The organism is Streptomyces sp. NBC_01217 (genome assembly GCF_035994185.1).
GTDB lineage: Bacteria > Actinomycetota > Actinomycetes > Streptomycetales > Streptomycetaceae > Streptomyces.
Genome location: NZ_CP108538.1, coordinates 3,126,178 through 3,140,453 on the forward strand (window position 1 = coordinate 3,126,178; position 14,276 = coordinate 3,140,453).

Sequence of the window (14,276 nt, forward strand, 5' to 3'; positions counted from 1 at the left end):
CCTGTCGCGGCACTACCCGCTGGGCAGTGGCCAGGCGTACGGCCCCTCGGGGTCGTCCAGCCAGGCCCACTGCCGTCCGTCGCGGACCGTGATGCCGAACCTCTCCCGCCCTGGGCGCCGTTCGCGCTGCCAGAGGGAGAGGGCCTCGCGCGGGTCGAGGGTGGCCTCGGTCAGCGTCAGCAGGAAGCGGAAGAGCTCGTTCTCGCTGAAGCGCCTCGGCAGTGTGCGGGTGTGCGGGCGCCGGGCGGACGGCAGGGGCATGCCGCGCAGGGGTACGAAGTACGCGGGCGTGTGCAGGAACCGGCCCTCGGCGTACCGCCCGTGTGCCCCTTCGCGTACCCGCAGCACGATCAGTCCGGTGGCGAACGGCGCCAGAATCCGCGCGTCCGGGGCGCACTGGTCCAGCCAGGCCTGCGGGAAGCACGGCAGTGTGCAGGTCGCGATGATCCGGTCGTACGGGCCGCGCGGGGGCCAGCCCCGGGCCCCGTCACCGGTGATCACCGCCGGGCGGTATCCGGCCGCCGTCAGGTGCCGGCGGGCCGATTCGGTGATCTCCGGGTCGAGGTCGATGGTGGTCACGGCGTCGTCGCCGAGCCGGTGCGCGAGCAGTGCCGCGTTGTAGCCGCTGCCCGCGCCGATCTCCAGGACCCGCTGCCCGTCCCGTACGTCCAGCTCTTCGAGCATCCGGGCCATCAGCGACGGCTGGCTGCTCGACGAGATCAGCTCACCGTCGCGGATCCGGGTGGCCAGCGCCCCGTCCGCGTACGCCCCGTGCAGCCACCGGGCCCGTCTGACCGGGTCGGGGTCCTCGCACCACAGGCGGTCGAATCCGCCGCCCACGTAGTAGTACGGCACGAACAGATGCCGCGGCACCTGTTCGAACGCGGCCAGCCACCGCGGGTCGCCCAGCGCCCCACCTGCCACGATCCCGCGCACCATCGCCCGCCGTTCCTCGGCGGCGGCCTCGGCGAACGGGTCCGGGTCCGGGTACGCGTCATCCATACCTCCACCTTCCTGCGCCGGGAGGCCGGGGGCCAGGAACCGGGCCGGGGCAGGTGGGGAGGACCTAGGACCCCGGTCCTCGGCCGGTGCGTCTGCGACGATGGACGGGTGACAGAGATTCCGCACGACACGCTGCAGGAGCAGACCTTCTACGAGCAGGTCGGCGGCGAGGAGACTTTCCGGCGCCTGGTGCACCGCTTCTACCAGGGGGTCGCCGAGGACCCGCTGCTCCGGCCGATGTATCCGGAGGAGGAGCTCGGTCCGGCCGAGGAGCGGTTCAGGCTGTTCCTGATCCAGTACTGGGGCGGCCCCCGTACCTACAGTGAGCAGCGCGGACATCCCCGGCTGCGGATGCGGCACGCTCCGTTCCGGGTGGACCGGGCGGCGCACGACGCATGGCTGAGCCATATGCGGGTCGCCCTGGACGAGCTCGGACTGGCGCCGGAGCACGAGCGGCAGCTGTGGGACTACCTCACCTATGCCGCCGCCTCGATGGTGAACACCGAGGGCTGAGCACGCGCCTCCGCCCCCCGTCCGCCCCTTTCCGTCCTTCTCCACAAGTGCGGAATGCGTGCCTCCGTCTCCGGATAACGGTCACAATCCCATCAAGGTGTGCCCATAGGCGGTTTCCAACTGCATGTACCTCCTGACAGCATCCACATGACGCTGGGGGCGTGTGTGCAGTGAGGGTCCAAGGGGGCACGTGTGACGGGGTTTGTCTTTCTGCGGGTGAGGGCCTACCGGCTCCTGCTCGCCGCCGCTGTCCTCGCCGTCCTGCTCACCACCTCGGTACTGGCCGCGCTCACCGCCTTCTCCGGCTCCATCGGCGACGCGGCGCTGCGTCACTCCCTCACCCATCGCTCGGCGGCCGCCGCCTCCCTCGTCATGTCCGCGCAGGTGGCACCCGCGCAGAAGGACGCGGCCGACGCGACCGCGCGGAGAACCGCCCGCGACACCTTCGACGGCCTTCCGGTGACCGTCCGGACGCTGGAGACGTCGGGGGCGTACGCGCTGCCGCGCGGTCTGCGGGCCCCGGCGGTGCAGGGCGAGGACCCGGATCTCACCCACTTCGCCTCCCTCGACCGCAGCCGCATCCGGCTCACCGCGGGCCGCATGCCGGCGGCCGGTAGCGGGAAGGCCGGCGATCCCGTCGAGGTCGCCCTGCCCCGCACCGCCGCCCGGGACCTGAAGCTGCGGCCCGGCTCGCGGCTCACGCTCACGGACCGGCTGGACGACAAGCCGCTGCGCGTCCTGGTCACCGGGGTGTACGAGGTGCCCGACCAGGCCGATCCGTACTGGCAGTTGGACGCGCTCGGCGGGCGCGGCGTCCGCAAGATCTCCTTCACGACGTACGGTCCGCTGCTCACCGACCCTGCCGTGACCGGTTCCGGACGGGTCAGTTCCGGCGAGCTGTCCTGGCTGGCGACCGCCGACTTCCGTACGGTCACCACGGACCGGATGGACGCGCTGCACAGCACCGCCACGGCTGCCCCGAAGAAGCTGCAGGCCGCACCCGAGTTCCGGAACGGGGCCACCGTGCGGACCTCGCTCCCCCTGGTGCTGGAGCAGATCGACCGGGCGCTGCTGGTCTCCCGTTCGACGCTGATGATCGTGGCCGTCCAGCTGGTGATGCTCGCGGGTTACGCGCTGCTGCTGGTGGCGCGGCTGCTGAGCAGTGAGCGCGAGGGGGAGACCCGGCTGCTGCGGGCCCGCGGCGGATCGCGCGGCCGCATCACGGCGTTCGCGGCGATCGAGGCGCTGCTGCTCGCGCTGCCCGCCGCGCTTCTCGCCCCGCTGCTCGCCGGACCGCTGACCAGGCTGCTCGCGGACCGCAGCACGCTGTCCGGGATCGGGCTGCGACTCGACGGGGGCGCCACCACCACCGTGTGGCTGGTCGCCCTCGTCGCCGCGATGACATGTGCGCTTGCCGTCGTCGCTCCGGCGCTGACGGCCGGGGCCGTGGAGGGCCGCGCCCGCCGTGCCGTCGCGCTGCCCGCGCCGCTCCGGGCGGGCGCCGACGTCGGACTGCTGGTGATCGCCGGGGTGGCGTACTGGCAGCTCGACCGCCAGACCACGGGCTCCGGCAGCGGCGCGCTGAGCGGCGACCGGCAGGGCGGCCTCGGTATCGATCCGCTGCTCGTCGTGGCTCCCGCCCTGCTGCTGCTCGCGGGCACCGTACTGACGCTGCGGCTGCTGCCGCCCGCGGCCAGGCTCGCGGAACGCCGGGCGGCGGGCGGCCGGGGCCTGATGACCGCGCTGGCCGGCTGGCAGTTCAGCCGGCGCCCGCTGCGCAACGCGGGACCGGTGCTGCTGCTGATCCTGTCGGTCGCCATGGGCATGCTGGCGGTCGGGCAGCGCGCGTCCTGGGACCGTTCGCAGAGCGACCAGGCGGACTTCAGGGCGGGTGCGTCGCTGCGTGTACTGAGCGGCTCCGACGGCGATCCGGCGAAGGCGGGCGCATACGCACGGCTGCCGGGCGTGGCGGATGCGGCGCCCGCGTTCCGTGCGACCTCGGGGCTCTCCGATGAGCGCACGGCCGAGGTCCTCGCCCTGGACACCGCGCACACCACCGAGCGGATGCTGATGCGCGACGACCTCACCGACCGCCCGCAGGAGCCGCTGTTCGCCCCGCTCGCCCCGCCGAGGACCCCACGGGCCGGGCTGACGCTGCCGAAGAACAGCGAACAGGTCCGGTTCGACGTACGGATCACGAAGGCCGGGGCCACTGGCCGGCCGTCACCGTCGGACACCGCCCCGCTCGTCACCGTGCTGCTGGAGGACCGCTACGGCCTCGCGTACCGGGCACCGGCCGGAGGCGTACCCGCCGACGGGAAGCCGCATCCGCTCGCGTTCGCGGTGGCGGCGGCGGGCGACCTGGCCTTGACCGGGTTCGAGCTGGACGGCAGCCGCCCGGACGGCCCGAGCGAGTCGCACCGGGTCGCCATCAGCGCCCTGAGGACCATGACGGCCGACGGCAGCGAGCAGCCCGTCCCGGTGCCCGACGGGTTCGGCTGGGACGCCGCGACGACCCCCACAGGGGTCGGCGGGACGGAGCCGGGCGAGCCGCTGCACGCGACCGCCTCCGCGAAGACCCCGCTGGCCTTCGGGTACGAGACCGGCTCGGTCACGGACCAGATGGCATCGATGTCCTCCTTCTCCGTACGGGCCACCGCGCCCCGTCCCAAGGCTCCGACGCTGAACGCCATCGTCACCGACACCTATCTGAAGGCCGCCGGGGCGAAGGAGGGGCAGAGCGTCGATGTCACGCTGGCCGGCGAGACGGTCCGGGTGAAGATCGTGAAGTCGGTGCGCCGGCTGCCGACCACCGGCCCCGGAACCGGCTCGGACGTCTCCGGCACGGGTACCGGCACCGCCTCCGACCGGGCCCGGGACGGCGGAGCCCTGCTGCTCGACCTCAGGGCCCTCGGCCAGGTCTTCGCGCACCGCCCGAACACCGTGCTCACCCCCACCGAGTGGTGGCTGGACACCGCCCCCGGGCGGACCGCTGAGGTGGCCGCCGCGCTGCGCGCGCGGCCCGACACCGATCCGACGCAGGTCCAGGTGCGCGACGAGATCGCGCGCGAACTGGTCAGCGATCCACTGGGGGCCGGGCCGCAGGCGGCACTGCCCGCGGTGGCCGTGGTCGCCGCGGCCCTGGCCGCGGTCGGCTTCGCGGTGAGCGCCGTCGGTGCGCAGCGCGAACGGAACGCCGAGTTCGCCGTCCTGCGGGCGCTGGGGACGCCGCGACGGCGGCTGACCCGGATGATCGCCGCCGAGCAGGGTGTCCTGATCGCGATCGCGCTGCTGGTCGGGGCCGTGCTCGGGGTGCTGCTGAACCGTGCCGTCGTGCCGCTCATCGTGCTGACCGGGCAGGCCACCGTGCCGGTTCCTCCGGTGCTGGTGCAGCTGCCCGCCGGACAGATCGCGGCACTGCTGGCGGGTGTCGCCGCGCTGCCGCTGCTGATCGTCGCGTCCCTCGCCCTGCGCGGCGCCGACCCCGCGACCTCGCTGCGCCACCAGGGGGACAACTGACATGAACCCGCGTCCGCGTTCCGACAAGGGCCGTCGCGCCCCCGCCTGTGCGCCCTGGGTCCGTACCCGGCTGCGCACCGCTCCCGGCGCGTCCTGGGCGCTGGGGCTGCTGGTGCTGCTGACGGCGTTCCTCGCCGCCGCCTTCCCGCGTGCCGTCGAACGTTACGAGAACGAGGGGCTGCGCCATGACATCACCACCGCGGCTCCCCGGCTCAGCGTTCTGAAGCTGAGCGCGCCGCAGCCGGATCTGCAGCTGTCCCCGGCGCAGCGCGAGGCCGCGGTGCGCGAGGCGCCGCTGGCGGCCGCCCATCGCGAGGTGCTGTCCGGGCTGCCCGACGTGGTGCGGGCAGACACCGCGCAGTCCTCGTACGGCTTCCGCACCGCAAACCCGATCGCCGCCGGGGAGGCCTGGCTGCCCCGGCCGAACGGCATCGACCCCGCACTGTCCTACTCGACCCTGTCGGACCTCCCTGAGCACGCCACCCTGCGCGCGGGGACATGGCCCGCCGTCCACGGCGAGGTCACGGCGGACGGGTCGGGGATCGAGGGCGCGGTCACCGAGGAGACGGCGAAAGCCCTGCGGATCAAGGCCGGTTCGGTCATCTCCGTACCGACCCTGCTCGGCGGTCCGCTGACCGTGCGGATCACCGGTGTCATCGCCCCGAAGCACCCCGAGGGCGCCTATTGGTCGGCCCAGGAGCTGCTGCGGACCCCGTCCCTTGTTCCCACCGCCGGCGCGAAGAAGGACCCGAAGTACTACTGGGAAGCCACCGTTCTGCTGCCGCCGGATGCCGCGCCCGCGCTGCTCGCGACGGCCGGCCGGCCTGAGGCGTTCTGGCGGATCGCCCCGGACGCCTCCCACCTCACCGCCACCGACCTGGCCGCACTGCGCTCGTCGGTCGCCTCGCTGGAGGGCGGTCCCGAGCTGGTGAAGCTGCGGGCGACGGTCGACCGGAACACCGCGCTCTCGACCGACCTGGACGAGATCCTCGCCCGGTACGACAGCGTGCGCGGGGCGATCGGTCCGATCGTCACCGTCGCCGCCGTCGGGATCGGGACCGTCGCCGCCGTCGTCCTGCTGATGACCGGCGGGCTGATCGGCGGGCGGCGCCACAGCGAACTGGCCCTGCTGCGCTCGCGCGGCGGATCGCTTCGCGGCATCGGCGGCCGGCTGCTCGCCGAGACCGTGGTCACCGCGGTCCCCGCGGCGGCGCTGGGTCTGCTGATCGCCGTGCTGTCCGTCGGGCACGCCCGGCTGTGGCCCTCGGTCGCCGGGGCGGCCGCCGTCGCCGTACTGGTCTGCGTCGCCCTGCCGTTGCGTACGACGCTGCTGCACCGCAGGCCGCAGCTGCACGGAGCGCGCGACGACCTCATGAGCGCCCGCCCGTCGCGGCGGCGCACGGTCGCCGAGATCACCGTGCTGGTGCTGGCCGTCGGCGCGGTCGTCGCCCTGCGCCGACGCGGTACGGGCGCCGAAGGCGGCGGCGATCTGCTGGTCAGCGCCGCCCCCGTACTCGTCGGGCTGATCGCCGCCCTGGTCCTCGTACGGCTCTACCCGCTGCCCCTGCGTCTCGCCTCGCGTCCCATCGCCCGGTGGCGCGGCGCGATCGGCTTCCTGTCGCTGGCCCGCGCCGGGCGCACGTCGGCGGGCGGCGCACTGCCGTTGCTCGCGCTGTTGACCGCGCTGACCACGGCGGCGTTCGGCGGCTCGGTGCTCGCGGGTGTCGCGGACGCGCGCAACGACGCGGCGATGCTCGCGACCGGCGCGGACGCCCGGATCAGCGGCCCGGGCGGCGCCGTGCCGTTGCCGGCCCGGCTGATCGGCGAGGTGCGGGAGGCGGGCGGTGTGCGGGAGGTGGCGGACGTACAGATCGAGTACGGTGTTCCGCTGCCGGCCGAGGGGCCCGGGGGCCCGCACACCGACTTCACCACCCTGGTGGGCGTCGACCCGGCGACGTACGCCCGGCTGGCCCGCGCGACGGGCTTCGGGCCGTTCCCCGCCGACCGGCTGAAGGCCTCGGGACCGGCAGGAACGAAGACAACCGCCCCGTCCGGGGACCGGGTGCTGCCCGTCATCGCCTCGCCGTCCGTCGCCAGGCAGCTCGGCGACCGGGTGCGCGACCTCTCCTCGGTGGCCGGGGCCTTCAAGGTGCGGGTGGCGGGTACCGTCACGCGCGCTCCCGCCATCTCCAACAGCGACTTCCTGATCATCGACGCGGCGTCGCTCACCCGCCGGCAGACCACCACCCTGCTGGTCACCGGCGCCTCCCTGGACACGAAGGCGCTGCGCGCCGCGACGGAGCGCGCGGGCAAGGACTTCTCCGTACAACTGCGCTCCGAGGCACGCGAGGCGTTCGTCGACACCCCCATGAAGCGGGGCGCCGAGAGGATCTACACGGCGGCGATCGCGGCCGGGGCGGGCTACGCCCTGCTCGCAGTCCTGCTGTCGCTGCTGCAGACCGCGCCGGAACGCACCGCCCTGCTGGCCCGGCTGCGGACCATGGGCCTCACTCCCCGGCAGGGCAGACGGCTCCTCGGCCTCGAAGCGATGCCGCAGGCGCTGCTGGCCGCCGTCGGCGGGCTGCTCGTCGGCTGGGCGACGATCGCCCTGCTGGCACCGGGCGTCGACCTGGCCGGCATCGCGCTCTCCGCCGGACCCGGCTCCGGCGCATCCGACACCGCTCCGCTGCGGGCCGACCTCCGGTCGCTGGCGCTCCCGGCGCTCGGCGTGGTCGTGCTCGCCGCCGCGGTGGCCGCCGTCCAGGCCTGGTGGACCGGCCGCCGAGGATCGATCACCGAACTCAGGGCAGGAGACTCCCGATGACGCCGTCGTCGACCGACACCACGCTGGCCGAGCTCGAACAGCGGGCCGCCCAACGCCGCGAACGGCCCTCGTACGGGCACGACGCGCTGATCGCCTGCGACCGCCTGGTCCGCATCTTCTCCACGGACGGGGTGGAGGTGCAGGCCCTCCAGGGACTCGATCTGCTGGTCGCCGAGGGCGAGTTGATGGCCCTGGTCGGCGCGTCCGGCAGCGGCAAGTCGACCCTGATGAACATCCTGGCGGGCCTCGATGTGCCCACGGCCGGGTCGGCGAAGGTCGCGGGGTCCGATCTGCTGGCGATGGGGCCGAAGGAACGGCTCCGCTACCGCCGTGACGTCGTCGGGTTCGTCTGGCAGCAGACCGCCCGCAATCTGCTCCCGTACCTCACCGCCGTCCAGAACATCACCCTGCCGATGCAGCTGCGCGGCCGGGGCCACGGCCGCGAACGGGCCGAGCGCGCCGAGTCGTTGCTCCGGATGCTGGACCTGGAGCACTGCCGCGACCGGCGCCCGCAGCAGCTCTCCGGCGGTCAGCAGCAGCGGGTGGCGATCGCCGTCGCGCTCGCCAACAACCCGTCGGTGCTGCTCGCCGACGAACCGACCGGCGAGCTCGACTCGGCCACCGGTGAGCAGGTCTTCGCCGCGTTCCGCCGCGCCAACGAGGAGCTGGGCACCACGATCGTGATCGTCACGCACGACCAGGCGGTGGCGAGCGAGGTCCGCCGTACGGTCGCCATCCGCGACGGCCGTACGTCCTCCGAGGTCCTGCGCCGCACCGAGGTGGACGCGGCGACGGGCCTGGAGTCGCAGGTGGCACGCGAGTACGCGATGCTCGACCGCGCGGGACGGCTGCAGCTGCCTGCCGATTACACGGAGGCGCTCGGTATGGAGCACCGCGTGATGCTGGAGCTGGAACAGGACCACATAGGCGTCTGGCCGGACGACCAGCCACGCGGGTAGCGGGTCACCGACGGCGCTCACAGGCCCGCCGCCGGGGCAACAACGGCTGCTCAGCCGGCCGCCACCGCTCAGCCCGCGCCCACCGTCACCGCGAGTGTGCCCAGGCCGCTGCCCCGGTCGCGCAGGGCGATCGAGCCGAACGGGGTGCGCAGCCGCAGCCAGGAGCCGGCCGCGAGCAGGGCGACCGGGAAGTCCGGGGTCCGGCGGAGGAAGCCGAGGGACTGGGCCGCGTGGACGGCCCGCAGCGGCAGTGCGGTGGAGCCGACCGTGCGCGACCAGATCTCGCGGCCGATCAGGTCCCGCTCCGCCCGGGTACGGCGGTCCTCGGGCAGCGCCTCGTCGCGGGAGCGGAACTCCGCCACCGCGGCGGTGACCGCCGTGCGCAGGGGGACCGGGCCGGGCAGGCCCGGCAGTTCGTTCCAGCCGCCGCGGGGCGGGAGGACACCCGTCCACGGCGGCCCGGTGACAGGCGCGGGCAGGACGCCCGAACCGGCAGGCGCACCCTCGACTCCGAGGGATTCGAGGAGTTCACCGGCGGAGACCGTGATGTCGAAGTCGTGCGATCCGGACAGCCGCGCCGCCCGGATCGCCAGGACCTCGAACGACGGCGGCCTGCCGAACACGGCCAGCGCACCGCCCCCCGCCTGCAGCCGCACCGCGGCCGCCCGGTCGTAGTGGAGCAGCCGGCCGAGGAAGGCCGCGAGATCCGCGGCCTCCCTCGGGTCGGCGAACTCCAGCGACCGCACGGGCACCGTCATGCTGCGGCGGGCTCCTCTGCCAGATACTGCTGGAGGAAGAGCTTCTCCTCGGCGGAGATCCGCCGAGGCCGCTCCTCGGCCAGGTTGTACGGCACGACGCCGGTCGAGGCCCGTACGTACACCTGGTCCGGGTCCTTGATCTCGTACGCGATCGTCAGCGACGCGGCACCGATCTTCGTGACCCACGACTCGACGGTCACCGGCTCGTGCCGGTGGACCAGCGGCCGTACGTAGTCGATCTCGTGCCGGGCCACGACGGACCCGCCCGAGAAGGACGGCGAGCCGTCCCCCGGCGCCAGCCGGAACATGAAGTCGATGCGCGCCTCCTCCAGGTAGCGGAGGAAGACCACGTTGTTGACGTGCCCGAAGGCATCCATGTCCGACCAGCGCAGCGGGCAGCTGTAGATGTGACGTGCCAAGTCGATCAGCCTCGCGTGAGCTTCTTGTACGTGGCACGGTGCGGGCGGGCCGCGTCCGCACCGAGGCGCTCGACCTTGTTCTTCTCGTACGACTCGAAGTTGCCCTCGAACCAGTACCACTTGGAGTCGCCCTCGTACGCCAGGATGTGCGTGGCGACGCGGTCCAGGAACCAGCGGTCGTGGGAGATCACCACCGCCGCGCCCGGGAACTCCAGCAGGGCGTTCTCCAGCGAGGACAGGGTCTCGACGTCGAGGTCGTTGGTGGGCTCGTCGAGGAGCAGCAGGTTGCCGCCCTCCTTGAGCGTCAGCGCCAGGTTGAGGCGGTTGCGCTCACCACCGGAGAGGACACCGGCCGGCTTCTGCTGGTCCGGGCCCTTGAAGCCGAACGCGGAGACGTACGCCCGCGAGGGCATCTCGACCTGGCCGACGTTGATGTAGTCCAGCTCGTCCGAGACGACGGCCCAGAGGGTCTTCTTCGGGTCGATGTTGGCGCGGGACTGGTCGACGTAGGAGATCTTTACCGTGTCACCGATCTTGATCGAGCCGGTGTCCGGGGTCTCCAGGCCCTGGATCATCTTGAACAGCGTGGTCTTGCCCGCGCCGTTCGGACCGATGACGCCGACGATGCCGTTGCGCGGCAGCGTGAACGACAGGTCGTCGATGAGGACCTTGTCGCCGAAGGCCTTCGAGAGGTTCTCGACCTCGACGACGATGGAACCGAGCCGCGGGCCCGGCGGAATCTGGATCTCCTCGAAGTCCAGCTTCCGCATCTTGTCCGCCTCGGCCGCCATCTCCTCGTAACGGGCCAGACGCGCCTTGGACTTGGTCTGCCGTCCCTTGGCGTTGGAGCGGACCCACTCCAGCTCTTCCTTGAGCCGCTTGGCGCGCTTCTCGTCCTTGCGGCCCTCGACCTTGAGGCGGGAGGCCTTCTTGTCGAGGTACGTGGAGTAGTTGCCCTCGTAGGGGATGGCGCGACCGCGGTCGAGTTCGAGGATCCACTCGGCGACGTTGTTCAGGAAGTACCGGTCGTGGGTGACGGCGACCACGGCGCCCGCGTACTTCGACAGGTGCTGCTCCAGCCAGTTCACCGACTCGGCGTCGAGGTGGTTGGTGGGCTCGTCGAGGAGCAGCAGGTCGGGGGCCTCGATCAGCAGCTTGCAGAGCGCGACGCGGCGCTTCTCGCCACCGGAGAGGTTGACGACGGGCCAGTCGCCGGGCGGGCAGCCCAGGGCGTCCATGGCCTGCTCCAGCTGGGCGTCCAGGTCCCAGGCGTTGGCGTGGTCCAGGTCCTCCTGGAGCTTGCCCATCTCGTCCAGGAGCGCGTCGGAGTAGTCGGTCGCCATGAGCTCGGCGACCTCGTTGAAGCGCTTGAGCTTGCCCATGATCTCGGCCGCGCCGTCCTGGACGTTCTCCAGGACCGTCTTCGCCTCGTCGAGGTGCGGCTCCTGCATGAGGATTCCGACGCTGAAACCGGGCGACAGGAACGCGTCACCGTTGGACGGCTGCTCCAGGCCCGCCATGATCTTCAGCACCGTGGACTTACCGGCACCGTTGGGGCCCACCACACCGATCTTCGCCCCGGGCAGGAAGCTCAGCGTGACGTCGTCAAGGATCACCTTGTCGCCGTGCGCCTTGCGCGTCTTGCGCATCGTGTAGATGTACTCAGCCAAGAGAAACCGTCCGGCAATCGATGTGTGGGCAGATACACCCCATCTTGCCTGACGTCCATCCCGGGACGGAAACCAGTCCGGTCCGCGGTACGCCCCGTCCCGCCTTCCGGCACGCATCGCTCCCCGTCCCAGGGCATGCGACGGCCCCGGTACGCGGACGCGTGCCGGGGCCGTCATCAGGCAGTACCGAGGCCGTCATCAGGTGGCCGTGACGGACTGCCTGCCGTTCGTCACTCCGTGCTCAGTGCGTGCCTACTGGGCGGCGGACTGCGTCTTGCGCTTGCGCAGGAGGAAGACCGCGCCGCCGCCGACGACGACGAGGGCGATCGCGACGCCCGCGATGATCGGGGTGGCGCTGGAGCCACCGGTCTCGGCGAGGTCGCCCGTGGATCCGGTCGAGCTGCCGCCGGCCGTGGCCGGGGCGGGCTTGTCACCGCCGGTCTGGGTGTCAGTGCCGGTGCCGCCGGTGCCGGTGCTGGTGGTCTTGCAGTCCAGGACGCCCTTGAACGTCTTGGTGAAGCCACCGGGGCCGGTCACCGTGATGTCGTACGCCTGGTCCTCGGCGACCGGGACGGTCACCGTCTCGGACTTGCCCGCCTCGACGGTGTGCTTCTCCCCGGCCAGCTCGAAGGTGAACGCCTCGTCACCCTTGTTGCTCGCGGTGACGTCCACGCCGCCCTTGGCGCAGTTCTTCTTCGCCGAGACGGCCGGGATCGCGCCCTGCTTGGCCCAGGTCCCGGTGGCGGTCGCGGAGACCGTGGACTCGCTGGAGCCGGCCAGGATCATGGTCTGGCTCTTGGTCACCCCGGCGAACGCACGGCCGACCGGCACCGACGTGGTGGCCTGGACGGTCAGCGAGGCGGAGCCGTCGGCGGTGCCCGCCGGAACGTCGAAGTAGAGCTCGGCACCGTTGGCGGCGGCGGATACGGGCTTGCCGCTCTTGTCGGTGACCTTGACACCGCTGGCGGCGTCGGCGGGCGGGGTCACGGAGACCTGGCCCGCGTTGGTGCGGACGGTGACCGGCCCGAGCCGCTCACCGGACTTGCCGGAGACCGCGGCCGGGTCCAGGGCGAGGGACGCCTTGGGCTCGGCCTGGTCGACGGCGCTGTCCTCCAGCCAGTCGGCAAGCTTTTCGGCCTGCTTGTCGGAGGCGTCGACGTCGGCGCCGTCCGAGTAGCGCCAGATGGCGACCTGGGTGCCGGCCGCCGCGGTCTTCTCGGTGAGCGGCCCGGTGCCCGCCTGGTCGGCGAGCGCCGCGAGGTCGTCGACCTGCGGGTAGGAGTGCTCCAGGATCCAGCGGATCTTGCCCGCGTTCTTGTTGCTGCCGAGCGAGGTCTGGTTCCAGGGGGTCTCCAGGTACTTCGCCCGGTCCTGGGTGGGGTTGTGAATGTCGATGCAGTACGTCTTGAGCTTGCCGCCGCCGTCGACGGTCATCTCGAAGAGCCCGGCGGGCAGCACCTGGTCCTTGCCGTCCGCGTGGAGCAGGGCGCGGTCGTAGGTCTTCAACCCGTCCAGGACCGCGGCCGCGCCGCCCTGATGCTGCGGCGCCTCATCGGCGACCGCGCTGCCCGCGCCGACAAGGGCGCCTGTCATGACCAGACCGGATGCCACCACCGAAGCGGCCAGCCGGGCTATGCCCCGCCGCCGTGGAGATCCGGTCGTCTCCGTTGATGACAAAACGGTCGCTGAAGAAGCAGAAAACACAGAATTCCCCTCCGGGCAGGACTCTCCGCGCCTGATGCGCGTGTGGGGACTGTCCCGCCAGTCGACTCAAGTGCCCCGTGAGTACTGGGAATCCTATGGATGCGGCGTTGAACAATCCCCCGTCATACCGTCGTACAACCATTCCGACTCGGAATCGTTATCGCCGGTATCCCGTCCGCGCGCCGCCTTGCGTATCGGCCGCCCATTCCACCTCTGTCCGGTCAGGATCGGTCACGTCCGGTCACGGCCCGATCCGGCCCGCTCACGGCGCCGACGCAAGCTCCTGGTCACCTTTCTGACGCTCTGTTGGCCTCTTGCCCCGCTGTCGCCCGCCCCGTTCACTCCGATCGCTCCGTTCGCCCCCTTCCTCCTGTCCACCCTCCTCGCCCAGGTCTCCCAGGTCACCCACCCTGTCCATGCTTCCCGCACGCGCGACCAGCCCCGGCTCGGCCCTCATCACCCGCCGGAACGCGGCCGTCCCCCGGGTGAGATCGTGTCCCACCGCGAGCGCCTCGATGTCCACGAACGTCCTGCGCCCGCCCTCCCGTTCCTCCTCGCGCACCTTCAACCTGCCGTGCACGACCAGTGGTTCTCCGACCGATACGGAACCGGAAAGATTCGACGCCAGAGTCCGCCAAGCCCACACGGTGTAGAAACTCGTGTGCCCGTCCGTCCAGAACTGCTTCTCGCGATCCCAGCGGCGCGGTGTCACCGCGAACCGGAATCGCGCCATTCCGCCGGTCGCGGTCTCCCGGAACTCCACGCCCGTCGCCGCATTGCCCACCAGTGTCACCAAGGTGTCATTCATGACTCCGCCTCCCCTTCGGCCTTCGGCTCCAGTGACCGCACCCGCGCGGTCACTGATCCCAGGTTGAAGGAGAGGCGGAATTCCTGCTGACGCCTGTGGA

The 14,276-nt window shown here is 72.1% G+C and carries 10 protein-coding genes; 4 read left to right on the forward strand and 6 right to left on the reverse strand.

Annotated elements, in window-relative coordinates; translation table 11 throughout:
* Positions 1-12 precede the first annotated feature (12 nt).
* A complete protein-coding gene (locus tag OG507_RS13685; RefSeq protein ID WP_327367469.1) occupies positions 13-1,002 on the reverse strand; it encodes a methyltransferase domain-containing protein in 990 nt (329 codons plus the stop codon).
* Positions 1,003-1,110: 108 nt separating this feature from the next.
* Between OG507_RS13685 and OG507_RS13690 the strand changes: the two genes are divergently transcribed.
* From OG507_RS13690 to OG507_RS13705, 4 genes are all read left to right on the forward strand, one after another.
* Complete coding sequence (locus OG507_RS13690; protein WP_327367470.1) at positions 1,111-1,515, forward strand: globin; 405 nt, start codon at positions 1,111-1,113, stop codon at positions 1,513-1,515.
* 192 nt (positions 1,516-1,707) lie between these two features.
* On the forward strand, positions 1,708-5,034 hold the full coding sequence (locus OG507_RS13695; protein ID WP_327367471.1) for an ABC transporter permease: 3,327 nt from the start codon (positions 1,708-1,710) through the stop codon (positions 5,032-5,034).
* A 1-nt stretch (position 5,035) separates the two neighbouring features.
* Positions 5,036-7,858: an FtsX-like permease family protein gene (locus OG507_RS13700; RefSeq protein ID WP_327367472.1), complete on the forward strand. Its 2,823-nt coding sequence runs from the start codon at positions 5,036-5,038 to the stop codon at positions 7,856-7,858.
* Positions 7,855-8,817, forward strand: a complete 963-nt coding sequence (locus OG507_RS13705; RefSeq protein WP_327367473.1) for an ABC transporter ATP-binding protein — start codon at positions 7,855-7,857, stop codon at positions 8,815-8,817. Before OG507_RS13700 ends, OG507_RS13705 begins: the two co-directional genes overlap by 4 nt.
* 68 nt (positions 8,818-8,885) lie before the next feature.
* Here OG507_RS13705 and OG507_RS13710 read toward each other — a convergent pair whose 3' ends face one another.
* From OG507_RS13710 to OG507_RS13730, 5 genes are all read right to left on the reverse strand, one after another.
* On the reverse strand, positions 8,886-9,575 hold the full coding sequence (locus OG507_RS13710; protein WP_327367474.1) for a hypothetical protein: 690 nt from the start codon (positions 9,573-9,575) through the stop codon (positions 8,886-8,888).
* The gene (locus OG507_RS13715; protein ID WP_327367475.1) at positions 9,572-9,994 is read right to left on the reverse strand and encodes an acyl-CoA thioesterase; all 423 of its coding nucleotides are present in this window, start codon (positions 9,992-9,994) and stop codon (positions 9,572-9,574) included. The genes OG507_RS13710 and OG507_RS13715 overlap by 4 nt, the downstream gene beginning before the upstream one ends.
* A 5-nt stretch (positions 9,995-9,999) precedes the next feature.
* A complete protein-coding gene (ettA, locus tag OG507_RS13720; RefSeq protein ID WP_327367476.1) occupies positions 10,000-11,664 on the reverse strand; it encodes an energy-dependent translational throttle protein EttA in 1,665 nt (554 codons plus the stop codon).
* Between the two features lie 252 nt (positions 11,665-11,916).
* Positions 11,917-13,368, reverse strand: coding sequence for a Cys-Gln thioester bond-forming surface protein (locus tag OG507_RS13725; RefSeq protein ID WP_327367477.1), 1,452 nt, complete (start codon positions 13,366-13,368; stop codon positions 11,917-11,919).
* A 262-nt stretch (positions 13,369-13,630) separates the two neighbouring features.
* Positions 13,631-14,176: a single-stranded DNA-binding protein gene (locus OG507_RS13730; RefSeq protein WP_327367478.1), complete on the reverse strand. Its 546-nt coding sequence runs from the start codon at positions 14,174-14,176 to the stop codon at positions 13,631-13,633.
* Positions 14,177-14,276 lie beyond the last annotated feature (100 nt).

Excerpts from the sequence above, each read along its gene's own strand:
- OG507_RS13710 (WP_327367474.1), bottom strand. The coding sequence starts at position 9,575 with ATGACGGTGCCCGTGCGGTCGCTGGAGTTCGCCGACCCGAGGGAGGCC.
- OG507_RS13705 (WP_327367473.1), top strand. The coding sequence starts at position 7,855 with ATGACGCCGTCGTCGACCGACACCACGCTGGCCGAGCTCGAACAGCGG.
- OG507_RS13730 (WP_327367478.1), bottom strand. The coding sequence starts at position 14,176 with ATGAATGACACCTTGGTGACACTGGTGGGCAATGCGGCGACGGGCGTG.
- OG507_RS13700 (WP_327367472.1), top strand. The coding sequence starts at position 5,036 with ATGAACCCGCGTCCGCGTTCCGACAAGGGCCGTCGCGCCCCCGCCTGT.
- OG507_RS13685 (WP_327367469.1), bottom strand. The coding sequence starts at position 1,002 with ATGGATGACGCGTACCCGGACCCGGACCCGTTCGCCGAGGCCGCCGCC.